This is a genomic window from Pseudarthrobacter sp. L19 (genome assembly GCF_050859435.1).
In the GTDB taxonomy this organism is placed as follows: domain Bacteria; phylum Actinomycetota; class Actinomycetes; order Actinomycetales; family Micrococcaceae; genus Arthrobacter.
Genome location: NZ_CP193935.1, coordinates 2,666,764 through 2,691,244 on the forward strand (window position 1 = coordinate 2,666,764; position 24,481 = coordinate 2,691,244).

General features: G+C 68.1%; 25 protein-coding genes, 3 tRNA genes, 1 other RNA gene and 1 pseudogene. 13 read left to right on the forward strand and 17 right to left on the reverse strand.

Going from position 1 to position 24,481, the window contains the following annotated elements; translation table 11 throughout:
• The first annotated feature begins 37 nt into the window (after nucleotides 1-37).
• Nucleotides 38-957, forward strand: a pseudogene (locus tag ACRQ5B_RS12690) (NAD-dependent protein deacetylase).
• A gap of 100 nt (nucleotides 958-1,057) precedes the next feature.
• A tRNA-Val gene (locus tag ACRQ5B_RS12695) sits at nucleotides 1,058-1,133 on the forward strand.
• A gap of 118 nt (nucleotides 1,134-1,251) precedes the next feature.
• Here the strand turns inward: ACRQ5B_RS12695 and ACRQ5B_RS12700 are convergent.
• On the reverse strand, nucleotides 1,252-2,397 hold the full coding sequence (locus ACRQ5B_RS12700; protein WP_432398761.1) for an IS1249 family transposase: 1,146 nt from the start codon (nucleotides 2,395-2,397) through the stop codon (nucleotides 1,252-1,254).
• Between the two features lie 182 nt (nucleotides 2,398-2,579).
• Here ACRQ5B_RS12700 and ACRQ5B_RS12705 point away from each other — a divergent pair, with 182 nt between their 5' ends.
• Entirely contained in the window at nucleotides 2,580-2,870 is a 291-nt protein-coding gene (locus ACRQ5B_RS12705) for a hypothetical protein (protein ID WP_432394364.1), read from the forward strand.
• A gap of 190 nt (nucleotides 2,871-3,060) precedes the next feature.
• On the opposite strand, the gene ACRQ5B_RS12710 is transcribed toward ACRQ5B_RS12705, so the two are convergent.
• Entirely contained in the window at nucleotides 3,061-3,789 is a 729-nt protein-coding gene (locus ACRQ5B_RS12710; RefSeq protein WP_364135075.1) for a FadR/GntR family transcriptional regulator, read from the reverse strand.
• A 136-nt stretch (nucleotides 3,790-3,925) separates the two neighbouring features.
• On the opposite strand from ACRQ5B_RS12710, the gene gndA reads away from it, so the two are divergent.
• Complete coding sequence (gene gndA, locus ACRQ5B_RS12715; protein ID WP_432394367.1) at nucleotides 3,926-5,362, forward strand: NADP-dependent phosphogluconate dehydrogenase; 1,437 nt, start codon at nucleotides 3,926-3,928, stop codon at nucleotides 5,360-5,362.
• A 62-nt stretch (nucleotides 5,363-5,424) separates the two neighbouring features.
• Here gndA and epsC read toward each other — a convergent pair whose 3' ends face one another.
• From epsC to msrA, 3 genes are all read right to left on the reverse strand, one after another.
• On the reverse strand, nucleotides 5,425-6,009 hold the full coding sequence (epsC, locus tag ACRQ5B_RS12720) for a serine O-acetyltransferase EpsC (protein WP_412883285.1): 585 nt from the start codon (nucleotides 6,007-6,009) through the stop codon (nucleotides 5,425-5,427).
• A gap of 33 nt (nucleotides 6,010-6,042) precedes the next feature.
• Nucleotides 6,043-6,978 carry a cysteine synthase A gene (gene cysK, locus ACRQ5B_RS12725; protein WP_432394370.1) on the reverse strand — a complete coding sequence of 312 codons (936 nt, stop codon included), beginning with the start codon at nucleotides 6,976-6,978 and terminating at the stop codon, nucleotides 6,043-6,045.
• 67 nt (nucleotides 6,979-7,045) lie between these two features.
• Nucleotides 7,046-7,627 (reverse strand): peptide-methionine (S)-S-oxide reductase MsrA, encoded by a 582-nt coding sequence (msrA, locus tag ACRQ5B_RS12730; protein ID WP_432394373.1) that lies wholly within the window; start codon nucleotides 7,625-7,627, stop codon nucleotides 7,046-7,048.
• 119 nt (nucleotides 7,628-7,746) lie between these two features.
• On the opposite strand from msrA, the gene ACRQ5B_RS12735 reads away from it, so the two are divergent.
• A complete protein-coding gene (locus ACRQ5B_RS12735; protein ID WP_432394376.1) occupies nucleotides 7,747-8,739 on the forward strand; it encodes a Nif3-like dinuclear metal center hexameric protein in 993 nt (330 codons plus the stop codon).
• A gap of 132 nt (nucleotides 8,740-8,871) precedes the next feature.
• A complete protein-coding gene (locus tag ACRQ5B_RS12740; RefSeq protein WP_432394379.1) occupies nucleotides 8,872-9,609 on the forward strand; it encodes a zinc ribbon domain-containing protein in 738 nt (245 codons plus the stop codon).
• Nucleotides 9,610-9,616: 7 nt separating this feature from the next.
• On the opposite strand, the gene ACRQ5B_RS12745 is transcribed toward ACRQ5B_RS12740, so the two are convergent.
• The gene (locus tag ACRQ5B_RS12745; RefSeq protein WP_432394382.1) at nucleotides 9,617-10,381 is read right to left on the reverse strand and encodes a YaaA family protein; all 765 of its coding nucleotides are present in this window, start codon (nucleotides 10,379-10,381) and stop codon (nucleotides 9,617-9,619) included.
• Nucleotides 10,382-10,403: 22 nt separating this feature from the next.
• A complete protein-coding gene (locus tag ACRQ5B_RS12750) occupies nucleotides 10,404-11,267 on the reverse strand; it encodes a slipin family protein (protein ID WP_432394385.1) in 864 nt (287 codons plus the stop codon).
• Nucleotides 11,268-11,375: 108 nt separating this feature from the next.
• Between ACRQ5B_RS12750 and rnpB the strand changes: the two genes are divergently transcribed.
• An RNA gene (gene rnpB / locus ACRQ5B_RS12755) (RNase P RNA component class A) lies at nucleotides 11,376-11,769 on the forward strand.
• Between the two features lie 79 nt (nucleotides 11,770-11,848).
• On the opposite strand, the gene ACRQ5B_RS12760 is transcribed toward rnpB, so the two are convergent.
• Nucleotides 11,849-11,995, reverse strand: coding sequence for an LPXTG cell wall anchor domain-containing protein (locus tag ACRQ5B_RS12760; protein ID WP_432394388.1), 147 nt, complete (start codon nucleotides 11,993-11,995; stop codon nucleotides 11,849-11,851).
• Between the two features lie 9 nt (nucleotides 11,996-12,004).
• Nucleotides 12,005-12,997 carry an IS481 family transposase gene (locus ACRQ5B_RS12765; RefSeq protein WP_432394391.1) on the reverse strand — a complete coding sequence of 331 codons (993 nt, stop codon included), beginning with the start codon at nucleotides 12,995-12,997 and terminating at the stop codon, nucleotides 12,005-12,007.
• A gap of 396 nt (nucleotides 12,998-13,393) precedes the next feature.
• Here ACRQ5B_RS12765 and ACRQ5B_RS12770 point away from each other — a divergent pair, with 396 nt between their 5' ends.
• The 3 genes from ACRQ5B_RS12770 (at nucleotide 13,394) to ACRQ5B_RS12780 (ending at nucleotide 16,120) form a co-directional block, all read left to right on the forward strand.
• Nucleotides 13,394-14,887, forward strand: a complete 1,494-nt coding sequence (locus tag ACRQ5B_RS12770) for a glyceraldehyde-3-phosphate dehydrogenase (protein ID WP_432394394.1) — start codon at nucleotides 13,394-13,396, stop codon at nucleotides 14,885-14,887.
• Between the two features lie 71 nt (nucleotides 14,888-14,958).
• Nucleotides 14,959-15,168, forward strand: coding sequence for a hypothetical protein (locus ACRQ5B_RS12775; RefSeq protein ID WP_432394397.1), 210 nt, complete (start codon nucleotides 14,959-14,961; stop codon nucleotides 15,166-15,168).
• A gap of 124 nt (nucleotides 15,169-15,292) precedes the next feature.
• Nucleotides 15,293-16,120: an HNH endonuclease family protein gene (locus ACRQ5B_RS12780; RefSeq protein WP_432394400.1), complete on the forward strand. Its 828-nt coding sequence runs from the start codon at nucleotides 15,293-15,295 to the stop codon at nucleotides 16,118-16,120.
• Here ACRQ5B_RS12780 and ACRQ5B_RS12785 read toward each other — a convergent pair.
• The 5 genes from ACRQ5B_RS12785 to orn all read right to left on the reverse strand — a co-directional run bounded on the left by ACRQ5B_RS12785 (nucleotide 16,107) and on the right by orn (nucleotide 19,916).
• On the reverse strand, nucleotides 16,107-17,078 hold the full coding sequence (locus ACRQ5B_RS12785) for a 1-phosphofructokinase family hexose kinase (RefSeq protein WP_432394403.1): 972 nt from the start codon (nucleotides 17,076-17,078) through the stop codon (nucleotides 16,107-16,109). The two genes, ACRQ5B_RS12780 and ACRQ5B_RS12785, sit on opposite strands and share 14 nt — an antisense overlap.
• A 48-nt stretch (nucleotides 17,079-17,126) precedes the next feature.
• Nucleotides 17,127-17,699: a peptide deformylase gene (gene def / locus ACRQ5B_RS12790; protein ID WP_432394404.1), complete on the reverse strand. Its 573-nt coding sequence runs from the start codon at nucleotides 17,697-17,699 to the stop codon at nucleotides 17,127-17,129.
• Between the two features lie 55 nt (nucleotides 17,700-17,754).
• Complete coding sequence (locus ACRQ5B_RS12795) at nucleotides 17,755-18,909, reverse strand: acyl-CoA dehydrogenase family protein (RefSeq protein WP_432394407.1); 1,155 nt, start codon at nucleotides 18,907-18,909, stop codon at nucleotides 17,755-17,757.
• Nucleotides 18,910-19,010: 101 nt separating this feature from the next.
• A tRNA-His gene (locus ACRQ5B_RS12800) sits at nucleotides 19,011-19,082 on the reverse strand.
• A gap of 99 nt (nucleotides 19,083-19,181) precedes the next feature.
• Entirely contained in the window at nucleotides 19,182-19,916 is a 735-nt protein-coding gene (gene orn / locus ACRQ5B_RS12805) for an oligoribonuclease (protein ID WP_432394410.1), read from the reverse strand.
• A 155-nt stretch (nucleotides 19,917-20,071) separates the two neighbouring features.
• Between orn and mptB the strand changes: the two genes are divergently transcribed.
• On the forward strand, nucleotides 20,072-21,649 hold the full coding sequence (mptB, locus tag ACRQ5B_RS12810) for a polyprenol phosphomannose-dependent alpha 1,6 mannosyltransferase MptB (protein ID WP_432394413.1): 1,578 nt from the start codon (nucleotides 20,072-20,074) through the stop codon (nucleotides 21,647-21,649).
• Between the two features lie 34 nt (nucleotides 21,650-21,683).
• Here mptB and ACRQ5B_RS12815 read toward each other — a convergent pair whose 3' ends face one another.
• The 3 genes from ACRQ5B_RS12815 to ACRQ5B_RS12825 form a co-directional block, all read right to left on the reverse strand.
• Nucleotides 21,684-22,379, reverse strand: coding sequence for a DNA alkylation repair protein (locus tag ACRQ5B_RS12815; RefSeq protein ID WP_432394415.1), 696 nt, complete (start codon nucleotides 22,377-22,379; stop codon nucleotides 21,684-21,686).
• Between the two features lie 69 nt (nucleotides 22,380-22,448).
• Nucleotides 22,449-22,922 (reverse strand): LapA family protein, encoded by a 474-nt coding sequence (locus tag ACRQ5B_RS12820; protein WP_432394418.1) that lies wholly within the window; start codon nucleotides 22,920-22,922, stop codon nucleotides 22,449-22,451.
• Nucleotides 22,923-23,103: 181 nt separating this feature from the next.
• A tRNA-Arg gene (locus ACRQ5B_RS12825) sits at nucleotides 23,104-23,176 on the reverse strand.
• Between the two features lie 159 nt (nucleotides 23,177-23,335).
• Here ACRQ5B_RS12825 and ACRQ5B_RS12830 point away from each other — a divergent pair.
• Nucleotides 23,336-23,842 carry a single-stranded DNA-binding protein gene (locus ACRQ5B_RS12830; protein ID WP_432394421.1) on the forward strand — a complete coding sequence of 169 codons (507 nt, stop codon included), beginning with the start codon at nucleotides 23,336-23,338 and terminating at the stop codon, nucleotides 23,840-23,842.
• A 112-nt stretch (nucleotides 23,843-23,954) separates the two neighbouring features.
• The gene (locus tag ACRQ5B_RS12835; protein WP_432394424.1) at nucleotides 23,955-24,464 is read left to right on the forward strand and encodes a DUF6993 domain-containing protein; all 510 of its coding nucleotides are present in this window, start codon (nucleotides 23,955-23,957) and stop codon (nucleotides 24,462-24,464) included.
• The last annotated feature ends 17 nt before the right edge of the window (nucleotides 24,465-24,481 follow it).

A 24,481-nucleotide genomic window follows, 5' to 3' on the forward strand; every position in this document is an offset into this window, starting at 1 on the left:
CCACGGACCCGTCCTCCAGCCGGGGACCGGAAACGGTATGAGGCAGCGGCGGCCCGGGGTAGGGATGACGGGCTTCGCGAGCCTTCCCCCGTCACACCCGCGGAGCCGGCCCGCGACGAACTTGAGGTCCTGCAGGAGATCCACGGAGTCCTCGCCGGGAAACGCTTCGCGTTGCTCACCGGCGCCGGTCTCAGCACCGACTCGGGCATCCCCGACTACCGCGGCCCCGGTGCGGCGCCGCGTGCACCCATGACGTACCAGGAGTTCATCGGCTCGCCGGATAACCGGCAGCGCTACTGGGCCCGGAACCATATCGGCTGGTCCCACCTCCGCCGGGCCGACCCCAACGACGGCCACACGGCCGTGGCCCGGATGGAACAGCGCGGGCTGCTCACGGGCCTGATCACCCAGAACGTGGACCGGCTGCACGAGGACGCCGGCAGCCGGAACGTCGTGGACCTGCACGGCCGCTTCGACCGGGTGGTGTGCCTGGCCTGCGGCCGCAGCTACAGCCGGACCCTGCTGGCCGGGGTGCTGGAAGAACTCAACCCCGGATTCCTCGACGCCGCCCTCGCCGGCGGCGTAGTGGAGGCCGCCCCGGACGCGGACGCCACCGTGGAGGACGAGGCGCTGATCAGCGAGTTCGTCGTCGCGAACTGCCCGGCCTGCGGCGGCACCCTGAAACCCGACTTCGTCTACTTCGGCGAAAACGTGCCCAAGGACCGGGTGGAGCGTTCCTACGCCATGGTGGACTCCGCCGGCGCGCTCCTGGTCGCCGGTTCCTCGCTGACCGTGATGAGCGGGCTGCGCTTCGTCCGCCACGCCGTCAAGCAGGGCAAGGAGGTCGTGATCATCAACCGCGGCCAGACCCGCGGCGACGACCTGGCGACCATCAAGCTGGAGGCCGGCGTCAGCGAGTCGCTGACCTGGCTCGAGTCCGAACTCCCCGCCCTCTGACCCGGTGTTCCGCGGCCGCGCCGATTGGCGCAGGAGCCCGCGCTTCGGGTAAGGTCAATGTTCGTTGGTTGACGTGCCGAGGCATGGAAACCGGCGTGACGGGTCTTTAGCTCAGCTGGTAGAGCGCCACGTTTACACCGTGGATGTCATCGGTTCGATCCCGGTAGGACCCACCATCATGAACCCCGTCGCGGGAGCCGCAAGGCAACCGCGGCGGGGTTTTTCTTTGTCCGGGGCCCGGCCGGGGGGCCGGTTGAGGGTTATAGGACAAAACGTGTGTAAATCCCGGGTGTGTCAGGGGCGTCCTGCCCAGCCCGTCCGGGCCCAGAGGCCTTCTTCTGCGGTGGCTGCGGTGCCGTATTGCTCCGGCCCGTGGGGTTGCTCAAGGGTGGTTTGAGCAGGGCGGCGTGCGGGCGTGTGGTGTTGCGATTTGATGAGCTTTGACGGCGGGACCGGGGTTTCGCTGTGCAGGTAGAGGTACCACTCAATGGCCCGTTTCTGGTGTTTTTCGCTCATCCCTCGGTGGGCCCGGAGGATCAGTCGTAGCTGGGCGTTCGTGCCGCCCTCGATCCGGTTGGTCGTGGCGGCAATGTCGAGTCCGGCGAACTCGTGGCGGAGGTAGGTGAACAGCGTCCCGGCCTGGCTGAGCCGTTCCAGGAGGCGGTAGGCCTTTCGAAGCCGGTCGTGGGTGAACCACCAGCTCTGGTTCGACCGGACCCATGCCGGTGCCATGGTGGTCGCGGTGCGGTAGGTGCGGGCCCGGACGAGGTGACCGTGGTCTTGGTGCCAGTCGTTGAGGTGGCCCAGCCACGCCGCGGCCTGCGCAGGTGTGCTGGTCCTTGTGAGAGCCCGCCCCAACCGCAGTAGGGCCCTGGCCGCCTCGGTCCGCGGGCGGCTGGTCAGATAGGTGCGTACGTTGCGTTGAACGTGGACGAGGCAGCGTTGCACCGCGGTATCTGACCAGCAATCGGACAGGGCGGCCGCGATCCCGGAACCACCATCGGTGATCACCACCCGCGGTGCGGGGAAGCGTTGAAGCAAAGCGGCCCAGGCGGCCTTTTTCTCAGTGTCGCACCACTGCCAGCCGATCACGTGCTCTCCGGCGATCGCGATGAGGCAGCACCATGACCCGACGTAGATCCCGTCGATCTGGACCTGGTCATAGATCTCGCCCGTCGCCGGAATAGAGGGGGCGATATTCCAACACCATGCTGTGCGGCGCCGGAACGACCGGGCAGTGCCAAACGAGGCAGCCGACGTCTGCGAGCCCGTGCCCAGCAGCCAGCCCAGAAAAGCATCCAGCTCCGCGCGCCGGCTCACATCCGGGCGTTCACCCGAGCGGCTCGCCCCGCAATACAGACACCGGTACCGCTGCTTCCCAGCCGCCGTTTTTCCGTTCCGAACCAGCGGTCGACCGCAGATCGAACATTCCAGAGATATGCAAGCACCCCAGCCACCCTAAGCTTTCAAAGCTTAGCTACCCCTGATTTCCCCCGCCGTCACTGGGAAGCAGGCCCAATCCATACACACGTTTTGTCCTATAGCCCCCGGTTGAGCTCAGGTCGAAGACCACGGCGGCCGGTCCCGGATAAATGTCGGTGCCCGGCCATAGCGTCAGTTGCATGGAACACGTACTCGTCACAGCCGGCCCGGACGGGCGCCCCCACACCGTCATCCGCGGCGGCCGGGAATGGATCATCGGCGCGGACCCGGTCCGCTGGTTCGAGCGGGTGAGCTGGTGGGAGGCCGAGCGGCGAATGCCGCGGGACCTGGGCCGGGTGGACGTGGAGGTCTGGCAGATCCAGGCGCGGCTGGGCCGCAATGCCGGATCGGCGCTGACCACCATGGAACTTATCCGCGACGGCCTCGGCGGCGGGTGGCGGCTCAGGGACCTGGTGGCCGACGCGGCGTGAGACCCTGGCCCGGGCGGTTTTCCGGGCCGTTTTCCCGGGCATGGAAAAGCCCTCCACCGCGGCTATTGGGGGATGCCGCGGTGGAGGGCTTGAGAAAAACATACCGGAAATGAGACGAAATGTGAAACTGAAAGCGGTTGAATTAGCCCAGTGTCGGGACTAATTCGCGGGGCCAGTAACCGGCCCCGGGTCAGGCCGGCCGGACGGGGACGAAAACCCGGGGCTGGTCCCGCCAGCTCGGCTCCATGTCCGCAATGGTCTCGCGCATGATCTTGTCGGAGGCCTCCCGCGCCGCCGGACCGTTGCCGGTGGCGATGGCCTCCGCGACGTCGACGTGCCACTGCAGCGCATAGGTCTGCGGATGGTCCGGCATCAGCCCGTGCATCGTCCGCCCGGTCAGCGTCTCCGCCACCTGCCCCACAAGGTTCGCGAACATCTCGTTCCCGGACCCGGTGAGCAACAGCGAGTGGAACCTGATGTCGAGGTCCAGGAACCTCGGGACGTCCCCGGCCACGCCGGCTTCCCGCATGGCATGGGAGATTTCCACCAGCTCGCTGCGGATATCGTCGGGTGCGTTGGCCGCGGCCAGCTCGGCCGCGACGGGTTCCACCGCCGTGCGCAGCTCCGCGAGCGAGCGGAGCTGGGCGCCCCGGCCCTCGCCGGCCAGGCGCCACCGGATGACGGACGGGTCGAACGGGTTCCACCGGTTGGCCGGCAGCACCCGGATGCCCACCCGCTTAATGGTCTCGACCAGGCCCAGGGACTGCAGCACCCGGACCGCCTCGCGGACCACGGAGCGGGAGACCTTGAGCTCGTCCTCCAGGTGCTCGGCGAGCATCACGTGGCCGGTCGGGAGCTCGCCCCTGACAATCCGGGTTCCCAGATGCTCGATGGCTTGATGGTGGAGGCTGGTCGACATAGTCGTAAGCATAGTGGCGTGCCCGTCACAGGAGCCGCGAACGGGCGCGGTCCCGGCCGAAAATCATAGACTGTCTAGGAGGCGCCGTCTTCGGCCAGCCAACTGCACTCGTTGCACCCAATGAATTGGAGATTTGATGTCAGCACACATCGGTGTCACCGGCCTTGCGGTGATGGGGGCAAACCTCGCCCGCAACCTCGCCCGTAACGGCTTCACGGTCGCCCTCCACAACCGCTCGGTGGAAAAGACCGACGCGCTCCTCGAAAAGCACGGCTCCGAGGGCGACTTCGTCCGGACCGAAACACTGCAGGAACTCGTCGACTCGCTGGAGAAGCCCCGCCGCGTCCTGATCATGGTCAAGGCCGGCAAGCCGGTCGACTCCGTCATCGAACAGCTCGAGCCGCTGCTCGAAGCCGGAGACATCATCATCGACGCCGGCAACTCCCACTACGAGGACACCCGCCGCCGCGAGGCCGCCCTCGCCAAGAAGGACCTGCACTTCGTCGGCATCGGCGTCTCCGGCGGCGAGGAGGGTGCCCTGAACGGCCCCTCGATCATGCCCGGCGGCTCCAAGGAGTCCTACGAGGCCCTCGGCCCGCTCCTGGAGAAGATCTCCGCCCACGTCGACGGCCAGCCCTGCTGCGCCTGGATCGGCACCGACGGTGCCGGCCACTTCGTCAAGATGGTCCACAACGGCATCGAATACGCGGACATGCAGGTCATCGGCGAGGCCTTCGACCTGCTCCGCTCCGGCGCGGGCATCGAGCCGGCCGAGCAGTCAAAGATCTTCGCCGAATGGAACAAGGGCGACCTCGCCTCCTTCCTGATCGAAATCTCCGCCGAGGTCCTGGGCCACGTCGACGCGAAAACGGGCAAGCCGTTCGTCGACGTCGTCGTGGACGCCGCCGGCCAGAAGGGCACCGGCCGGTGGACCGTCATCTCCGCCCTGGAGCTGGGCTCCCCGGTCTCCGGCATCGCCGAGTCCGTCTTCGCCCGGGCGCTGTCCTCGCAGGCCGGCCAGCGGAAGCTGGCGCAGGAGCTGTTGGCCGGGGGAGAGGCCGACGTCGAGGTCCCCGAGACCTTCGTGGAGGACGTGCGCCAGGCGCTCTACGCCTCCAAGCTGGTCTCCTACGCGCAGGGCCTGGACATGCTGACCTCGGCCGCCAAGGAATACGGCTGGGAGCTGAAGCTGGACGAGATCGCTTCCCTGTGGCGGGGCGGCTGCATCATCCGAGCCGAACTGCTCAAGGACATCACCAAGGCGTACTCCGCCGAGGAGAAGCCGGCCAACCTGCTCTTTGCCCCCGCGTTCACCGCCGCGATCGCCGACGCCCTGCCGGCGTGGCGCCGCGTGGTGGCCACCGCGGTGCAGCTGGGCATCCCGGTGCCGGTGTTCTCCTCCTCGCTGGCCTACTACGACGGCCTGCGCCGCAAGCGCCTGCCGGCCGCCGTGATCCAGGGCCAGCGCGACTTGTTCGGCGCCCACACCTACGGCCGCGTCGACGCCGAGGGTACGTTCCACACCCTCTGGGGCGAGGACAAGTCCGAGGTTGAGGCCGTGGACACCCACTAGCGCTTAGATGGCTGCGGCCGCCGGCCCGGACTTCCGGGGCGGCGGCCGCAGCGGTTCTAACCCTAAATGCGGTATTCGATCAGGTACTCGGCCGGGTCGACGGCCTTCTTGGTCTCGCGCTGGGCGTCGCGGTGCCGCCAGGTGGCGGGCACGCCGGTCAGGATCGATTCGGCCGGGGCGTCCTTAACCACGACGGCGTTCGCGCCGATGGCGCTGTCCCGGCCGATGGTGATGGGGCCCAGGACCTTGGCGCCGGCGCCGATCACGACGCGGTCCTCGATGGTGGGGTGCCGCTTGATCTTCGCCAGCGAGCGTCCACCGAGGGTGACGCCGTGGTAGATCATCACGTCTTCGCCGATTTCCGCCGTCTCGCCAATGACCACGCCCATGCCGTGGTCAATGAAGAACCTCCGGCCGACCGTGGCGCCCGGATGGATCTCGATGCCGGTCATGAACCGGGCCAGCTGGGAGATCAGCCGGGCCGGGAACCGCAGCGACGGGTTCTGCCACAGGCGGTGGGTGAGCCGGTGGGCCCAGATCGCGTGCAGCCCCGAGTAGGCGAAGAAGTTTTCGAAAGAGCCCCGCGCCGCCGGGTCGTGGGACCGGGCGGTGTCGAGGTCTTCCTTGAGTCGTGCGAAAAAGCCCACAAAATTCTTTCTGAGAATGCGGCCGCTTTAGGGTCAGCCGCGGATGTCGTCGTACAGCACGGTGGAGATGTAGCGCTCCCCGAAGTCGCAGACCACGGCAACGATCAGCTTACCGGCGTTCTCCGGGCGCTTGGCCAGTTCCAGCGCGGCCCAGACGATCGCGCCGGAGGAGATGCCGCCGAGAATGCCTTCCTTGACGCCGAGGTCCCGGGCCACCCGGACGGAGTCCTCGAGGGAGGCGTCGATGACCTCGTCGTAGATGGTGGTGTCGAGGATCTCGGGGACGAAGTTCGCGCCCAGGCCCTGGATCTTGTGCGGGCCGGGGGCGCCGCCGTTGAGGATGGGGGAGTCTTTGGGTTCGACGGCGACGATCTGCACGCCGGGCTTGCGCTCCTTGAGGACCTGTCCGACGCCGGTGACGGTTCCGCCGGTGCCGACGCCGGCGACGAAGATGTCCACCTTGCCGTCGGTGTCCTCCCAGACCTCCTCGGCGGTGGTGCGGCGGTGGACGGCGGGGTTGGCCTCGTTGGCGAACTGCTGGGCCCAGATGGAGTTCTCGGTGTTGGCGACGATTTCCTGCGCCTTCTCGACGGCGCCCCGCATGCCCTCGGAGCCCGGGGTCAGGACGATCTCGGCACCGTAGGCGCGCAGCATGACGCGGCGCTCGGTGGACATGGTCTCCGGCATGGTGAGGATGACCTTGTAGCCGCGGGCCGCGCCGACCATGGCCAGGGCGATGCCGGTGTTGCCGGAGGTGCCCTCGACGATCGTGCCGCCGGGCTTGAGCGCGCCGGACTTCTCCGCGGCGTCGATGATGGCGACGCCGATCCGGTCCTTGACGCTGTTGGCCGGGTTGTAGAACTCCAGCTTCACGGCCACGGTTGCGTCCAGGCCATCGGACAGCCGGTTCAGGCGGACCAGCGGGGTGCCGCCGACAAGCTGGGTTACGTCGTCATAGATTCGTGCCATGGGGAAATGTGCCTATCTGTGAGGAGGGAATTCTAGGGTCAGCTTATTGAGGGCGCGAGAAGCCCGGCTAAGCATTAAGCCATGCGGAGTAATATTTCCTTGCCTTCGCGAGCTTCGGGTTGATAATCACCTGGCAGTAGCCCTGGTCCGGGTTCTTCGCGAAGTAGTCCTGATGGAAATCCTCCGCCACGTGGAAGACCGGCAGCCGGCTGACCTCGGTGACGATCGGGTTGGCCCACAGCTCCTGGTTCCGCTCGATGGCCTCCTCGAACAGGATCTTCTCCTCCGTGGTCTCGTAGAACATGGACGAGCGGTACTGCGTGCCGACGTCGTACCCCTGCCGGTTCAGCGTGGTGGGATCGTGCAGGGCGAAGAACATATCCAGGATGACCTCCGCCGGGATGACGGATTCGTCGAAGCTGACCGCCACCACTTCCGCGTGGCCGGTGGTCCCGGAGCAGACCGAGTAGTAGTCGGGGTTGTGGTCGTGACCGCCGGTGTAGCCCGAGACCACGGAGGTCACGCCCTGGGTCTTCTGGTACACGGCGTCCAGGCACCAGAAGCAACCGCCACCCAGCACAAAGGTCCGTTCGCTGCTGCCGTTCACGACGTCGGTGTCCACGCGTTCTCCTGTCTTGGTTTCCTGCATGCTGTTCCTTTCGGCCCGTGCGGGATCGTCCGTACGGGGTCCTCCTTGTTCAATGGATGAACCGTCCGGATCATTCCCGCAGGGGCGTCCCGGACGGCCAATAGGGTAAGAATGTGGGTATGGAACCAGAGGATACGGACGCTTCAGCCCCGACCGCCGGCCCCGCCCCGGATGGTGCAGCGCCCGGGGAGAAGACCCCTGACACCGCCGGGACCGCCGACGGCGGAACCCCCAGCGACGCGGACACCGATGAGACTGACGACGCAGGGGACACCGGCGCCACCACCCTCGGCGCCGTCCAGGTGGCCGTCGAAGAACTCTGGCCCGAATCCCTGGCCGAAGGCTGGGACGAGGTGGGCCTGGTGGCAGGACACCCTTCCGCGCCGGTCACCCGCGTGCTCTTCGCCGTCGACCCCACCCTCGAGGTGATCGAGGAGGCCGTGGAGTGGGGCGCGGAACTGCTCATCACCCACCACCCCCTGCTTCTCAAGGGCGTGACCTCCGTGGCGGCCAACACGCCCAAGGGCCGGGCGGTGCACCGCCTGATCGAGACGGGTACCGCGCTGCTGACCGTGCACACCAACGGCGACTCCGCCGTGGGGGGCGTCTCCGACGTGCTGGCCGACGCGCTCGGCTTGCAGGACGTCCAGCCCCTGACCCAGGCGGCGAACGGGCTGCCGGAGGAAGGCATCGGCCGGGTCGGCGACCTCGCCGACGTCGAGACCCTGGGTGACTTCGCCGCCCGCGTCTTCGGCATCCTGCCCGCCGTCGCCGGAGGTGTCCGCGTCTCCGGCGACCGCGACGGCCTGGTGCGCCGGGTGGCGGTCTGCGGCGGCGCCGGCGACTCGCTCTTCGACCAGGTTCGGGCCAGCAACGCCGACGTCTATGTCACCGCCGACCTGCGCCACCATCCTGCCTCCGAAGCCCGCGAGGCGGCACTCAACGACCGCCCCTACCTGATCGACGTCTCGCACTTCGCCAGCGAGTGGCTGTGGCTCCCGGCCGCGGCGGAGGCGCTGGGCAACGTCCTGGCGGACCAGGGCCACGACGTCGAGATCCGGGTCAGCACCACCAACAGCGACCCGTGGGACTTCATCCTCACACCCGGCTGAGCCCGGCTTCGCCCTGTAGGCGCCCCGTCTGCGGGGAGACCCGGGTGAGCGCAGGGCGTGCCACGCGTTAGAGTCGAGGGAGCGCCGTTCAGGTGCCCGGCACGGCCGGACGACAGACATTCGGAGGAAACAGTGGCCAAGGCAGCCCCGGCGGAACAGATGAAGTTACTCGAGCTGCAGGCGCTCGACGCGAAACTGAAGTCACTCTCCAACCGCCGCCGCAGCCTCGAAGGCGACTCGCGCATCACCGACCTGGAAGCCGCCCTGGGCGTTGCCAACGGAGAACTCGGCGCGGCAAAGGTGGCCGTCGCCGACGCGGAACTGGAGCTCAAGCGCGCCGAGGCAGACGTCGAGCAGGTGGCCTCCCGGATCACCCGCGACGAGGCCCGGCTGAACAGCGGAACCGGTCTGTCCAAGGACCTGGTGGCCCTGCAGAAGGACATCGCGTCCTTGAACAAGCGCCGCTCGGACCTGGAGGACGTGGAGCTTGAGGTCCTGGAGCGGCTGGATGCGCTGCGCCTGCGCCAGGCGGAGCAGCAGCAGATTGTCGACGACATCCAAGGCTCGTTCTCCGGCATCCGCGCCGAGATTGATGAGAAGCTCGCTGAGGTCGCGGCAGAACACACCGTGGTCCGCGGGCAGCGCGCAGAGTTCGCGGCCGGCCTGGACGAGGGCATGCTGGCGATCTACGAAAAGACTTTGGCCAAGCGCGGCGTCGGCGCCGCCCGGCTGTTCCACGGCACCTCGGAAGGTTCCGGCATGCAGCTGAGCCCCGGCGACCTGGCCGAGATCAAGGCCGCCGCGGAGGACGACATCGTCTTCTGCCCGGACTCCGGCTGCATCCTGGTCCGCTCCGCCGAATGGGCCTGACCGGAGCCTAGCCCGGCAGGATCAGGTTCAGCGTGTGCGGCTTCCGGGCCGTTCCGGGGACCAGTTCCGCCGGCCACTTCTCGGCCGCGGCCTTCTGCAGCTGAGCCGGGGTCTGCGGGGCCTTGCCGCGCCGGGTCAGCAGGTGCCGGGCCAGCTCGCCGCGGGTGTGCTTGGCGAAGTGGCTGACCACTTTGCGCACCCCGTTGACCTCGGTGAAGACGTGCACGGCGACGGTACGCTCCGGCGGCGGGGCCCAGGCGGCCGCGTAGGTGCTGGAGCGGCAGTCCACCAGAAGCTCGCCGTCGGTCTCCCCGGCCAAGGCTGCGGTGATCTGCGGTTTCCAGAAGGATGCCAGGCGTCCGATCCCGGGGAGTGCCGTGCCCATCGAGAGCCGGTAGGCCGGCACCCGATCGCCGAACCGGATGGCGCCCCAAAGCGCGGAGACCACCAGCACGGACGCGTCCGCCTTCTTCCGCTGCGCCGGCGTCAGCGAAGAGTAGCCCAAGGCGTCGTAGAGCACCCCGGAGTAGACCTGGTGGGCGGGCGCGGCGGGCTCGGCGTGCAGCCTGGTGTTGCGTTCGACGTCGGCGCTCAGCGAGGCTCCCACACCCAGCAGCGACAGGGCGTCCTCGTGCGCGCTGACCGTGCCGAGGGCCTCCAGCACCTGCGCCCGCCCGTCATTCAGGGCGGGAAAACTGAGCGACGAGGGGTCGACGGCGTCGCCGTGGCTGGCGGGGGTCTTGCCCTCGGAGGGCGGGAGCAGAATCAGCACCGTACGATCCTACCGGCGCGGCTCACGCGGCTTTCGATGGCGGCCCTGCGGCAGGTGCGGGGACCGGGGCAGGGGCGGGTGGCCTGGCATCGGAGCCGGCGGCAGTGGCGGCCGACTGGTTTTCCCGGGCGAGGAACGCCGACAGCTCGCCGATGGTGCTCATCAGTGGCGCCGGGAAGACCACCGTGGAGTTCTTGTCCACCGCGATTTCCACGAGGGACTGCAGGTTCCGCAGCTGCAGTGCCAGGGGGTGCGCCATCATGATGTCAGAGGCTTCACCGAGGGCGGCGGCGGCAATCGATTCGCCCTCTGCGGCGATGATTTTGGCCCGCTTCTCCCGCTCCGCTTCTGCCTGCCTGGCCATGGCGCGCTTCATGCTGTCCGGCAGCTGGATGTCTTTCAGTTCCACGAGCGTCACCTCGACGCCCCACTCCAGCGTCAGGGCGTCGAGAATCTCGCGGATATCGCTGTTGATGTGTTCCGTCTCGGAGAGCGTCTGGTCCAGGCTGTGCCGGCCCACCACCTTGCGAAGCGTGGTCTGGGCGATCTGGTTGATGGCGGCGGCGACGTTCTCAATCGCGACGACGGACTTTACGGCGTCGATGACGCGGTAATAGGCGACGGCGGAGATGTCCACGCTGACGTTGTCCTGCGTGATGATCCCCTGCGACTGGATGGGCATGGTCACGATCCGAAGGCTGACCAGCTGGAGCCTGTCGATTACCGGGATAATGAGCCGCAGTCCGGGCATCCGGACGCCGATCACCCGGCCCAGCCGGAAGAGTACGCCGTGTTCGTATTGGCGGACGATCCTGATGGAGGAGCGGGCAATGATGATCAACAGGGCCGCGACGAGCAGCCAGATAATGACGGCGGTGATGTCCATCCGGATCGCTTCCTTGGACGGTGGGGTGCCTGTATCAATTCTCCCACCGGCCCGGCCAAAAGGATCCGGGACAAAGGCCCCCTGTCAGCCCGTAGAATGAACAGCGGATGGGTTGACCAGGCGGCCGCGCGTCACGCAAGTGGCTCGAGGAACGTCCGGGCTCCGCAGGGCAGGGTGGTGGGTAACGCCCACTCGGGGTAACCCGCAGGCCAGTGCCACAGAGAACAGACCGCCCGGGGCGGCGCCGTGTTTGCACGGTTCCGCGGCCGGGTAAGGGTGAAACGGTGGTGTAAGAGACCACCAGCTTCCCGGGTGACCGGGAAGGCTAGGTAAACCCCACCCGGAGCAAGGCCAGACAGGACACGTTCGAGGGCTGCCCGCCCGAGTGTCCGGGTAGGCTGCTGGAGGGCGCCGGCAACGGCGTTCGTAGATGGATGGTCGCTATTCCCGTGCCGGCGACGGCCCGGGACCACAGAACCCGGCGTATCGGTCAACCCATCCCACGACTCTTGAGCACGAAAAACGGCTGAGGGCCGGCACCAAGAACGGTGCCGGCCCTCAGCCGTTGGTGGACGTGCGGGTCAGGCCTTGCGTTTGATCCAGCCCCACACGGCGGTGGCGACCAGGAGGACCAGGCCGATGATGGCCAGCCACAGCGGGCCCTTCACCACGAAGCCAAGGATCGAGAGGATGAGCCAGATGACAAGAAGTGCAACGATGAGTCCCATGCCGCCATCCTAGGTGTACTGCCCGGGCAGGTTGGTTAGGCGGCTGATGGGCGGGTGGCCTCCGATTGCGGTGTGGGGTCTGTGGTGATTGTAGTGGTGCAGCCATGCCGGGAGGGCGTTTCTTCGGGCTGATTCGGTGGCGTAGAAGCGTTTGAATGCCCATCCGTCGGCGAGGGTGCGGTGGAAGCGTTCGATCTTGCCGTTGGTCTGCGGCCGGTAGGGGCGGGTTTTCTTCGCCTTGATGTTCAGCTCGCGGCAGGTGTCGCGCCAGAGGTGGGATTTGTAGGCCGATCCGTTGTCGGAGAGGACCCGCTCGACGGTGACGCCGCGTGCGGCGAACCATGACACGGCCCGCTTGAGCACGCCGACGGCGGTGGCCGCGGTTTCGTCGCCGTGGATTTCGGCGTAGGCGACCCGGGAATGGTCATCGATAACGGTGTGAACATAGGCGGTACCGATCAGCGGATTGCGGTGCCTGTTCCGGGTTCCTGACGGGGTCGCGGAGCGGTTCTGTTTTCCCTGTTGCCGGCCGACGTAGCGCCACCCGCCGCCGTCGGGGATGTTGCCGAGTTTCTTCACGTCGACGTGGATCATCGCCCCGGGGCGCTCGTGTTCGTAGCGGCGGATCACTTCGCCGGTGCGTTTGTCCACGTGGTGCAGGCGGTTCAGCCGGCACCGGACCAGGACCGCGTGCACGGTTGAGGCCGGCATGCCCAGCTTCGCGCCGATCGCGACCGGTCCCAACCGTTGCTTCCAACGCAGATGCACGACCTTGCGCACCAGCTGCTGCGGTGTCCGGTTCGCCACCCGGTGCGGGCGTGAGGACCTGTCGCCCATGCCGGCCTCACCCATCGCGGCGTAGCGGGCCGCCCACCGTTTAGCAGTAGGCCAGGAGCAGTTGAACTGCTCGGCGGCCCGGGATACCGGCCACCCATGGTCGATGACCAGACGCGCGACGCGTAAACGTTGGCGCGGAGTCAAAGCGGCATTAGCGTGGGACACGAGGACCTCCTGGTCGCTACAGCGTTTGTCTAAGCAACTCCACTGTGCAACCGGAGGTCCTCGCCTCTAGGTCAACGACTCCAGCGAGTCATCACATTCACCAAACCAACGTCCCATGCCGCCATCCTAGGCCAGGGGTGCCGGGAATCCTTGGCAATCCGATGTGAGTGATTTCACCCCGTACCGGCCGGTAGGTGCAGGGGGTCCGCCCTAGAATAGGGCGTGAACGTAGAGGTTCAGCCATCGGGTCTGCGTTCGCAGCCGGTGGCTTTTTCTTTGCGGTCACGCGCTCGCCGGGGTGGACCGAATCCCCGCAGCGAGAAGGTTCCGGAGACCCGCCGGCGGCCGACTTCCGCACACGAGGACGTATGCGGTGGATTTTAGGAAGGTAGTTCTGTGAGCCAGACGTCAGATTCTTGTCTTGATACGTGGATGGGCCGGGAGGCGCTCGCCGAGGCCATGATTCCGGTGATCGGCCGGCTGTACCGCGAAAACAACGTGGTGACCTCCATTCACGGCCGGAGCCTGATCAACAAGTCCACCATGAACATCCTGAAGGCGCACCGCTTCGCCCGCCGGATGAGCAAAGAGGAACTCCGCCTCGAGGAGACCGCTCCGCTGCTGGACGCGCTCACCAAGCTGGACCTCGGCGCCGCGGCCATCGACATCGCCCGCCTGACCGAGAAGTACCGCGCCGAGGGCGACGGCGTCAGCCTGGACGAGTTCCTCCGCGAAGAACTCGCCGAGGTTGTCGGCAAGCGCGGCGGCGATGACCGCACCAGCACCGACGTCGTGCTCTACGGCTTTGGCCGCATCGGACGCCTCCTGGCCCGCCTCCTGATCGAAAAGGCCGGCGGCGGCCATGGCCTGCGGCTGCGTGCGATCGTCGTGCGCCGCGGCTCGGACAACGACCTGGCCAAGCGCGCCAGCCTGCTGCGCCGTGACTCCGTCCACGGCTCCTTCGAGGGCACCATCAAGGTGGACCTCGAGAACGACACCATCACCGCCAACGGCGTCCAGATCCAGGTCATCTACTCGGACAACCCCGCCACCGTCGACTACACCGCCTACGGCATCCACGATGCGCTGGTGGTCGACAACACCGGCCGCTGGCGTGACGCCGAGGGCCTCTCCCAGCACCTGCAGAGCAAGGGCGTGTCCCGGGTCCTGCTCACCGCCCCGGGCAAGGGCGACCTGAAGAACATCGTGCACGGCATCAATCACGCCGCAATCACCGACGAGGACAAGATCGTCACCGCCGCGTCCTGCACCACCAACGCCATCACCCCGGTGCTGAAGGCCATCAATGACCGCTACGGCGTCATCCACGGCCACGTGGAGACCGTCCACTCCTTCACCAACGACCAGAACCTGATCGACAACTTCCACAAGGGCGACCGCCGCGGACGCTCCGCAGCGCTGAACATGGTCATCACCGAGACCGGTGCCGCCAAGGCCGTCGCCAAGGCCCTCCCCGAACTCCAAGGCAAGCTCACCGGCAACGCCATCCGCGTACCCACCCCGGACGTCTCGATGGCCATCCTGAACCTCAACCTCGAGAACGGCACCACCAAGGACGAGGTCAACGACTACCTGCGGGAGATGTCGCTGCACTCCGAGCTGCGCAAGCAGATCGACTACATCGACTCGCCCGAGGTCGTCTCCACCGACTTCGTCGGATCCCGTCGCGCCGGCATCGTGGACGGCCTCGCCACGATCTCCAACGACAAGAACCTCGTCCTCTACGTCTGGTACGACAACGAGTTCGGCTACAGCTGCCAGGTGGTCCGGGTCATGGAGGAGATGGCCGGGGTCAACCCGCCGTCGTTCCCCGCCAAGGACGCCGCCGCCACCCTTGAGGCCGCGGGCCTGCCCGTCGAGGTCGGCTAAGTCACCGACACGGAGCGCTTTCCCGGCCGGTTCTCTGGAAACGGCCGGGAAAGCGAACCACAATGGGAGCCATGGAACAGAACCAGGCTACGGAGCACGAAACCACCCTCGAACACGCCCTCGATGTGGCCCGGCGCAATGCCAAGGAAGCCAAGCGGCTCCTCGACGACGCCCGCGCCAAACGGGAGGCCGGCGAGATCGACGACGCCCGGGTCGCTCAGCTGGAGGCCCTGTCGGACCTCGCGGAGGAGGACCTCCGCCGCGTCACCCGCGAACAGTAGCCCGGCGCCCCCGCGAGGGACCTTCCCTCCACACTGTGCATAACCGCGGCGCGGTGCGGACCGCCGCCTAAGATTTTGCCGTGATGGAGAACCAGCACCCGGCACGGGACCTCGCGGAGACCTTGTGAGCGTCACCTGGGCGCATTACCGACGGGCACGACGGCGGTCCCGCCAGGCATGGATAGTCCTGGCAGCCGCCGCGCTGGCCGTCCTCCTGACGCTGCTCTGGTTCTTTGTCGACGGCCAGTTCCGCCTCGGCGGCGGGTTCTCCGACGGGCCGTCGGAGGCCCCGGTGCTGGCGGCGTGGATGAGTCCCGTCTCTTCCGTGCGGGCGGTGCCGGCGGGCCGGGCCGCGGACCTGCTGGAGTCGCTTCCAGTGAGGATCCGGGATCCTGCCGCCAATTATGACCGGGCGGCGTTTGGACAGGCGTGGCTCGACGTCGACCGGAACGGCTGCGACACCCGCAACGACATCCTCCGGCGGGACCTCGCCGACGCCCGATTCACGGACGAGTCCCGCTGCCGGATCGGGTCCGGCAGTTTCCGGGAGCCCTACACCGGCCGGCAGACCGCCTTCCGGCGCGGGGCCGACTCAAGCAAAGCCATCCAGATCGACCACGTCGTGGCGCTCGGCGACGCCTGGCAGACCGGAGCGCAGCAGCTGACGGCCCTCCAGCGCACACACCTGGCCAACGACCCGCTGAACCTGGTGGCCGCGGACGGGCCGGCCAACCAGGACAAGAGCTCCTCGGACGCCGCCAGCTGGCTCCCGCCAAACAAGGCCTTCCGCTGCCACTACGTCGCCCGCCAGGTCTCCGTGAAGGCGGCCTACGCCCTGTGGGTGACGGCCGCGGAAAAGGACGCCATGCGGCGGGTGCTCGGAAGCTGCCCGGATCAAGCGACCATCAGGCCAAACCAACAATGGGGCCAACCCACAATCAGGCCAAGCTGAATTCCTGCCGCGCCAGTTCGGCTTCCAGCCGCTCGACGTCGTCGCGGTGGCAGAGCTCAGTGGCCTGCGTGGTGACGGTGGCGCTGCCCGCCGCGACGGCGGAGCGGAACGCTGTGGCGCTGCCCAGGCCCTGCGCCAGCCTCAGGACGAATGCGGCGAGGAAGCTGTCGCCGGCACCCACGGTGCTGCGGACCTCCACCTTCGGGACGGCCAGGCGCAGTGTGCCCGCCGCTGAGGCGAGTACAGCACCGGCCCCACCGAGGGTCAGGGCTACGTTCTCGGAGGAGCCGTCCGCCACCAGAGCAGCGGCGGCGTCGAGTTCGGCCTGTTCATCCTTCAGCGTCGTGCCGAAGTGCAGGCCCAGCTCCCGCCGGCTGGGTTTGACCAGGAAGACGCCCTCGGCCAGGGCCGCGGCCAGGGCGGGACCCGAGGCGTCCACCACGCAGCGGGCGCCCTGCTCCCGGGCCAGGCGGGCGATCCGGGCGTAGAAATCCTCGGGCACACCCGGCGGCAGGCTGCCGCTGGCCACCACGTAGCCGCCGGGCTGAATGGAGTCGGCCACCAGCCCCAGGCAGAGGCGCCATTCGGGTTCGCTGAGCTCGGGGCCCTGGAGGACGAAGCGGAATTGCTCGCCGGTGCCGGTCTCGTCCACCGTGAAGTCCTGCCGGGTGCTGCCCTGGATCGGGACCACCAGTGCAGGCAGCCGCTCCGCCTCGACCAGGCGGCGGTACGCCTCGCCGGTGGGCCCGCCGGCGGTGTAGATGGCCAGGGGCCGGCCGCCGAGGCGCTGGACCACGCGGGCCACGTTGATGCCCCCGCCGCCGGGATCCAGCCGGCTGGGGCCGCAGCGCAGCTTATGGCCGCTGGTGACGTGCTCCGTGGTGGTGCTGACGTCCAGGGCCGGGTTGATGGTGAGGGTCAGGATGGGCTTCGCCGGGGCGGCCAGTGTGGCTTCCATGCTGCCAAGCATAGGAGCGGCCGCCGCCGGTGTCCCGGGTCCTCTCCGCTAGTGTCCGAAGGGGTCCGGGTCCACGCCCGGCATCCAGGTCAGGCCCGGGACGCCCCAGCCGCTCTTCTTGGCCTGCTTCATCGCCTTGCGGGAGTACCGGTCGATCAGCCGGTTGACGTACAGCTTGCCGTCGAGGTGGTCGTATTCGTGCTGCATCACACGGGCAAACCAGCCCGTCGCCTCGAACTCGATCTGGTTGCCCTCGCCGTCGAAGCCCTGCACCCGGGCCCATTCGGCACGCTTGAGCGGGTAGTGGCCGCCCGGGAAGGACAGGCAGCCTTCCTCTTCCTCGTCCGGATCGGGGAGCGCCCCGGAGACCTTGGAGAGGGTGAGGACCGGGTTGACCACGACGCCGGAGGGCGGGGCGCCGTCGTCGTTCTCGTACTTGTAGACGAAGAGACGCTTGCCGACCCCCACCTGCGGGGCTGCCAGGCCGACGCCGTTGGCGGCGTCGTTGGTCTCGAACATGTCCGCGATCAGGGTCCGCAGCTCGTCGTCGAAGACCTCGACCTCGGCGGCCCGGCGGTGCAGTACCGGTTCGCCCCAGATGGTGATGGGCAGGACAGTCATGGCGCGGGGCTTCCTTTGCTGCGGGGGAGGGAGTGGTGCGGGTGGAGGGGGCGCGTCAGCCGGCGATGCCGCGGCCGACGACGTCCCGCATGATCTCGTTGGTGCCGCCGAAGATGGTCAGCAGGCGGGCGGCGAGGAAGGCCTGCGCCACCGGGTATTCCATGATGTAGCCGTAGCCGCCGTGCAGCTGCAGGCAGCGGTCGGTCACGGACTTCGCCCGCTCGGAGGCCCACAGCTTCACCCTGGCGGCGGAGGACGCGTCGAGTTCCCCGGCGTTGAACGCGGTGATGGCCCGGTCCACGTACGACTCGGTGGCCTCGACCTCGGTGAGGATGTCGGCGAGTTCGAAGCGGCTGTTCTGGAAGTCGATGATCCGCTCGCCGAAGGCGTTGCGGTCCTTCGTGTACCGCACGGTCGCCTCGTACACGGCACGGGCGACGGCGGAACCGGCGACGGCGATGCCCAGTCGGCCCTGCGGCAGCTGCCCGGCGCAGTAGCGCAACCCTTGGCCTTCCTCGCCGACGAGGTCGGCGTGCGGGACCCGGACGTTGTCGAAGAAGAGCTCGGCGGTGTCGGAGGCCTTCAGGCCCATCTTGTCCAGCTGGTTGCCGGTGGTGTAGCCCTCGCCTTTGCGGACCATGAAGAGCGAGAAGGACTCGGCGCCGCCGCGGCCGCTTCCGCCGTCGGTGCGGGCGAGGACCAGGGCGGCGTCGCCGGAGATGCCGTTGCCGATGAACGTCTTCTGGCCGGTGATCACCCAGTCATCGCCGTCGCGGACGGCCTTCGTGCGGACGCCGCGGAGGTCAGAGCCCGCGCCCGGCTCGGTCCAGGCCACGGAGGTGACAGTCTCGCCGGAGACCATGCCGGGCAGCCAGCGCTGCTTGAGATCCTCCGAGCCGTAGGCCAGCAGATGGGGCAGGACCATGTCGTCGTGCAGGTGGAAGGCCAGGCCGACGGCGAGGTGGTTGCTCTTGGCGAATTCCTCATCCAGCACGGCGCGGAACCGGTAGTCGGTCATGCCGAGGCCGCCGAACTCCTCGGGGACGGCGAGCCCCAGCAGGCCCTGTTCCCCGGCGGCGGTCCACAGCTCCCGCGGCATCATGTGGTCCCGGTCCCACTGCGCATAATGTGGGGCCACGGCGCGGACGTTGAACTCGGCCGCCATCTCGCGGAACATCTCATGGTCTTCTTCGAAGAGCTGGCGCCTCATCGCGGTTCCTTCCATGTGTTTTCGGGACAAACAACAAAGGCCGCACCGGATATCCGGTGCGGCCTTTGGCAAGGTCGGACAATCGTGCCGTCCTCGGTGAGGGTGAGCGACGGGGTTGAACCCGCGACCTCCTGGACCACAACCAGGCGCTCTGCCAACTGAGCTACGCCCACCATGTGCCTGTCAGTCGAACCGGCGAACCGGCCTTCCGGAAAGGCAACGACAAATAGCTTACCTGCTCCGCGGGGGTGCTTTTGCCAGTTTTGGCGATTTCATCGAAAAAAGGCCGAAACGTGGCGCAGATTACTCTGCGCGGGCACCCGCGGGGACTCTGCCGAGGCGTTTCCGGGGTTCCCGGCGTCGTCCGCGGCGTCCGTCGGCGCGCTGCCGGGAGCGGCGCCCGAGGTGGCCATGATGTCCTTGGCGATGCGCTGCGCGGTGGAGCTGTCCGGGCCGGGCGCCGGGACGAAGACGGCCTGCCGGTAATAGCGGAGCTCGTCGATGGAGTCCTTGATGTCGCCGAGGGCGCGGTGGCCGCCGAGCTTGGCGGGGGACTGGAAGTACGCGCGGGCATACCAGCGGCGGGAGAGTTCCTTGATGGTGCTGACGTCGATCACCCGGTAGTGCAGGTGCTCGACCAGTTCCGGCATGTCCCGGACCAGGAAGACGCGGTCGGTGCCCACCGAGTTGCCGCCGAGCGGGGCCTTCTTGGGGTCCGGTACCCACTTCTTGATGTAGGCCAGCACCATTTCCTGCGCCTCGGCCATGGTCTTGCCGCGGGGGAGTTCCTCCAGCAGCCCGGAACGGGTGTGCATGTCGCGCACGAAGTCGTTCATCTGGGCCAGGGCGGCGTCGTCCGGTTTGATGACGACGTCGACGCCGTCGCCGAGGATATTCAGTTCCGAGTCGGTCACCAGGGCAGCTACCTCGATCAGGGCGTCATTCTTGGTGTCCAGGCCGGTCATTTCGCAGTCGATCCACACGATGCGTTCATTAGATATAGGCACGCGCCCAGCCTACCGTTCCGCCGCCCCGGAGGGGCCCGGTGCTACGATTTTGGCAACGCGGCCGTCGGAATTTTTCCTCCGTGCGGCGTGCCCCTGACCGGCTTTCAGGCCACGAGTGGGCTCCACCAGCACTCGACAGATTGGACACCCCTGAGATGACGGCGCCTGTACCTGCGGCGGGAAAGACGGCTGCCGGTACGTCCCGGGCATCCTCCGGGGCACCGTCCACGGCGGCCTCGGCCGACGTGGACAACGCACGCTCACCCATCCTCTCCGGATTCCTGGGCTCGCTGTTCATGTTTATCGGTTCCCTCGGCGTCGGCTGGTTGGCGCCGGTCTCCGAACTGCGCCGGCTGCCGCTCTTCATCTGGATGCGCACCGAGGCCGTGGGCGTCGGCATGTGCATCGTGCTGCTGGCGGTCGGCGGGATGCTGCTGGTGCGGGCGTGGCTGCGGCTGGGCCAGCGGGTCCGGCACTGGGGCGTGGGCGCGCGGAAGGCGACCATGACCGCCGTCGTCGCCTGGGGCCTGCCGATGATGTTCTCCGTGCCGCTCTTCAGCCGCGACGTCTACGCCTACATCGGCCAGGGCCGGCTGATGGTCGAGGGCTTCAACCCTTACGAGAACGGCATCTCCGCGCTCTCCAACTATTTCCAGCTCGGCGCGGACAAGATGTGGACCGAGGCGCCGGTGCCCTATGGCCAGCTGTTCCTCTGGATCGAGCAGTTCGTCGTGTGGTCCACGAATGTCCAGCCGGAGGCCAGCATCATGCTGTTCCGGCTGGCCGCCCTCGTGGGGATCGTGCTCTGCATCATCTACGTCCCGAAGCTCGCGGAACTGCACGGTGTCAACCCGCACCGCGCCCTCTGGCTGACCGCCGCCAACCCGCTCTTCCTGACCAACTTCATCGCCAGCGTTCACAACGACGCCCTGATGATCGGCCTGGCGCTCGCCGGCCTCTACTACTGCGCCACCAAGCGGGTGCTGGTGGGCCTGGTCCTGGTGACACTCTCAATCGCGGTCAAGCCGATCACCATCGTGTTCCTGCCCTTCATCGGGCTGCTGTGGGCCGGCAAGAACGCCGGGTGGCCGCGGAAGTTCGTGTTCTGGGCCCTGACCGCCGGAATCAGCGTGGGCCTGCTTTACGCCATGAGCGCCGTCAACGGGTTCGGCTTCGGCTGGATCAACGGCCTGTCCGCCCCCGGCAGCATCTGGATCTGGTACGCCCCGGTGGGCCTGGTGGGCCTGATCGTTGCCTCCATTTCCAACGCTTTCGGTCTCGACGGCTGGGGCCTGGCGAAATACGTGTACGACGCCGGCAAGGTCCTGGCGCTGGGGATCGTGGCCTGGCAGATCTTCCGCGGCGACTACGACCGGCTGATGCGCCGCCTGACGCTGGCCTTCGCCGCCGTCGTGTTCCTCGCCCCGATGATCCAGTCCTGGTACGTGGTGTGGCTGATCCCGCTCTTCGCCGTCACCGGTATCCGCGACGACTGGCAGGTCAAGGCCCTGTATTTCATGGTCTCGTTCTTCATGGTCTACGCGATCTCCGACCAGCTGGAGGTCTTCCCGTACCTGCAGAGCCAGGACCTGGGCCTGGCGCTGGCCCTGGCCCGCAACGCCGCAGCGATCATTGCCCTGCTGTTCGCCCTCTATTTGATCTTCCTGGACCCCAAGACCAAGCAGCTGTTCAGCAAACCGGACGAACCGGTCACCAGTCGGCCCGTTATCTGAGGCCGGTCACTTAAGGGCGGTCACCTAAGACCGCTCAGCTGAGGCCGTCCGCTGGTCCCAGCTTCCTTAACGCCTCGCGGCGGGAGAGCGGGCTCAAACCGTCCCCGGCGCGGTCGACGAAGTCCCGGACCCAGTCCGGATCCGTCGTGGCGAAGTCCCGCAACGCCCAGCCGATGGCCTTGCGGATGAAGAATTCACGGTCGCCGAGGTTGGCCGTGATCACGTCAGCCAGCAACTCCCGGTCCGTGGCGCCCTTGGCTCCCAGCTGGGCGGTGATGGAAGCACGGCGGACCCAGAGGTCCGGGTCCCTGCTCCATCGGCGCAGCAACGACGCCATCGTGGCGGGATGTGCCAGGAGCAGGCCGCCCAGACGGTGCACCAGGGAATCAACCAGGTCCCACCAGGCGCCGTCGCGGATGATCTCCTCGTACAGGGGAAGCATGGCGAGCTCGTCCCGGGCCAGCCGTAAACCGGTAAGTTCGATGGCCGCGAGCCGTTCCTCCCGCCAGCGGGCCTCGCGCCACAGCCCGGTCACGCCGGCGGTGAGCTCGGACAGCGACTGCGGCGGCAACCGCCGGGCGGCGTTCCTGACGATGGCCCGGACCTCCGGGACCCGGACGCCCAGGGACGGCATCTCCGACTTCAGGTACCGCTGGGCCGCCGCGCCGCGGACCGGGTCTGCCGCGGCGTGCAGGGCAGTGCGGATGGCAGTAATGAGGCCTTCGGACATGCGGCAACTGTAGGGCAGTCCGGCCGGTCTGCGCTCCTGCCGTGCCTCCGGCTCAGCGGTTCCCCAGATTTAGCGGTTGCGGGTGCCCTGCCCGGCGAGGCGGGTGCGCTGGCGGTGCGCGGACAGCCGGAGCTGGATGATGCGGGCGGCCCCGGCGATGGCGACCAGCACCCCGCCGCCGACTGCGGCGATGAACAGCGCAACACCCAGTGGCACGGCGCCCGCCAGGCCGAAGAACTTGACCTGGACGTAGTCCTGGTTCTGCAGGATGAAGACGATCAGCAGGATCAGCACCGCCAGCGCGACCGCGACGGCGGTCCACACCATCCCGGCGCGGGTCACGCGGCGGGACTCGTGCGTTGGCGCGGGTGCTGCCGGGGTGGCGGGAGCGGGCTCCGGCGTGGGAGCCTCTGCGGGCGTCCGGGCGGGGGAGGAGGTGGCCCCCGGAAGTTCCTCCCGGGGGAGTCCGGTGCTTGCGTGCTCCGGCTCCGGCGGGGTGTCGGCCTGGTCGTAGGAGTCGAATCCGCGGGGTGTCTGCGTCATGGCTGCCTTACTTTCGGTTACGGGCCGGGGGCACCGCCTCCAGCTCTCGACTCAATACTAAGCCTGCTTATGGCCCCGGCGGGAGGCGGCGCTCCCTTAGCTGAGCCGGGGAACCAGGAAACTGGGGAGCTTAAACGGAACGGCCCCGGTCACGGAAATTCCGTGACCGGGACCGTGCAGGCGCCCCAGGAGGGAATCGAACCCCCGACCGGCGGATTAGAAGGCCGCTGCTCTATCCCCTGAGCTACTGGGGCACTCGCGTGCCCATCGACCGGAGCCGGGCACGCCTCAAGAAGTTTACCGTGCCACCGCGGCGCGTTTTCCACATAGCCCCGGTACGGACTGCCGTGTGCCGGACGCCGGTCGCAGAGTGGGAAGGACCAGCCAGCCTTCCCACGAGACAGGACAGACCAATGAATGACAGCATCACCATCCGTGGCTTCGTCGCCACGGAAATCAAGAGTTCGACCACGCCCGGCGGCGTCGCCACCGCATCCTTCCGGCTGGGTTCCACCGGGCGGCGCTTCGACCGGGCGGCCAACGCCTGGGTCGACGGCACCACCAACTGGTTCACCGTGCAGGGCTACCGCCAGCTGGCCGGCAACATGGCCTGCAGTATCCGGAAGGGGCAGCCCGTCATCGTTGCCGGCAGGCTCAAGATCCGCACCTGGGAGTCGGAGGGCCGCATCCACCACGCCGTGGACATCGATGCCGACGCCATCGGGCACGACCTGGCGTGGGGTGCTGCCAACTTCACCCGTAACACCGGCGGGCAGCAACAGCAGCCGGACGGGGCGGATCAGGGCGGGACCACGGGAACGGCCGGGCAGGGGAGCGGCGGGGACGGCGGAGTCGACGCCACGGAGGACTTGCCCGACTTCGACGAGGAAACCGGAGAGGTGAAGGAGGACGCCGCCTGAGGACTTCGTTTCCGGGCCAGTGCCAGCAGGTCGCCGGCCCGGAAGGCTCGGCTAAGAGCGTGGGCGGGGGTGGCTGCGATGACCGGACCAGTGCCGGTGGCAGAATGGCCGGGTGACCCGGCCCAGACTCCTTCCCCGCGCGCTGTTCCCGACGTCCGCCGCCCTGGCCGGCATCGTGGTTACAGTGGCCCTCTCAGGATGCTCCGGGTCGGGCGATACAGTCGCCCCCGCGGCATCAGCGTCCGCCGCCGTCGCGACCGCGACCGCCATGCCCATAGCCCCCTCTGTGCCCACGCCCAGCGCTCCGTCGACGGCGAGCGGCTCGGCGGCCGCGCCACCCGTGGATGCGGCCACGGTGCGCGATGCGCTCGCCGGCTTCGCAAACGGTACGGTGCCGGCGACGGACAGCGTTCGGACTGCACTGGTCCGGGCCGGTTTTGCTCCCGGGGCCATCGAGGTCACCGCCAGCCGGACCCCCACGGGCCTGGATGCCGACGCTGTGGAAGCGTCAGTCCGGCAGGGCGCGGGCTGCGTCGTCGCCCAGATCCGGGGGCGGTCCGTCATCGCTGCGGTCCTGCCGGCCCTCGCCGACGGCCGCTGCCTCGCCGGCCCGGCAGCCTGACCGGTCCCCCGGCGACG

Bases quoted from the DNA above. Each gene is read 5' to 3' on its own strand.
- ACRQ5B_RS12705 (WP_432394364.1), top strand. From the start codon at position 2,580: ATGGAACACGTACTCGTCACAGCCGGCCCGGACGGGCGCCCCCACACC.
- ACRQ5B_RS12775 (WP_432394397.1), top strand. From the start codon at position 14,959: ATGGAACAGAACCAGGCTACGGAGCACGAAACCACCCTCGAACACGCC.
- msrA (WP_432394373.1), bottom strand. From the start codon at position 7,627: ATGCAGGAAACCAAGACAGGAGAACGCGTGGACACCGACGTCGTGAAC.
- mptB (WP_432394413.1), top strand. From the start codon at position 20,072: ATGACGGCGCCTGTACCTGCGGCGGGAAAGACGGCTGCCGGTACGTCC.
- def (WP_432394404.1), bottom strand. From the start codon at position 17,699: ATGACTGTCCTGCCCATCACCATCTGGGGCGAACCGGTACTGCACCGC.
- ACRQ5B_RS12785 (WP_432394403.1), bottom strand. From the start codon at position 17,078: ATGGAAGCCACACTGGCCGCCCCGGCGAAGCCCATCCTGACCCTCACC.
- ACRQ5B_RS12795 (WP_432394407.1), bottom strand. From the start codon at position 18,909: ATGAGGCGCCAGCTCTTCGAAGAAGACCATGAGATGTTCCGCGAGATG.
- cysK (WP_432394370.1), bottom strand. From the start codon at position 6,978: ATGGCACGAATCTATGACGACGTAACCCAGCTTGTCGGCGGCACCCCG.
- ACRQ5B_RS12820 (WP_432394418.1), bottom strand. From the start codon at position 22,922: ATGACGCAGACACCCCGCGGATTCGACTCCTACGACCAGGCCGACACC.
- ACRQ5B_RS12830 (WP_432394421.1), top strand. From the start codon at position 23,336: ATGAATGACAGCATCACCATCCGTGGCTTCGTCGCCACGGAAATCAAG.
- ACRQ5B_RS12735 (WP_432394376.1), top strand. From the start codon at position 7,747: ATGGAACCAGAGGATACGGACGCTTCAGCCCCGACCGCCGGCCCCGCC.
- gndA (WP_432394367.1), top strand. From the start codon at position 3,926: ATGTCAGCACACATCGGTGTCACCGGCCTTGCGGTGATGGGGGCAAAC.
- ACRQ5B_RS12760 (WP_432394388.1), bottom strand. From the start codon at position 11,995: ATGGGACTCATCGTTGCACTTCTTGTCATCTGGCTCATCCTCTCGATC.
- ACRQ5B_RS12710 (WP_364135075.1), bottom strand. From the start codon at position 3,789: ATGTCGACCAGCCTCCACCATCAAGCCATCGAGCATCTGGGAACCCGG.
- ACRQ5B_RS12815 (WP_432394415.1), bottom strand. From the start codon at position 22,379: ATGTCCGAAGGCCTCATTACTGCCATCCGCACTGCCCTGCACGCCGCG.
- ACRQ5B_RS12750 (WP_432394385.1), bottom strand. From the start codon at position 11,267: ATGGACATCACCGCCGTCATTATCTGGCTGCTCGTCGCGGCCCTGTTG.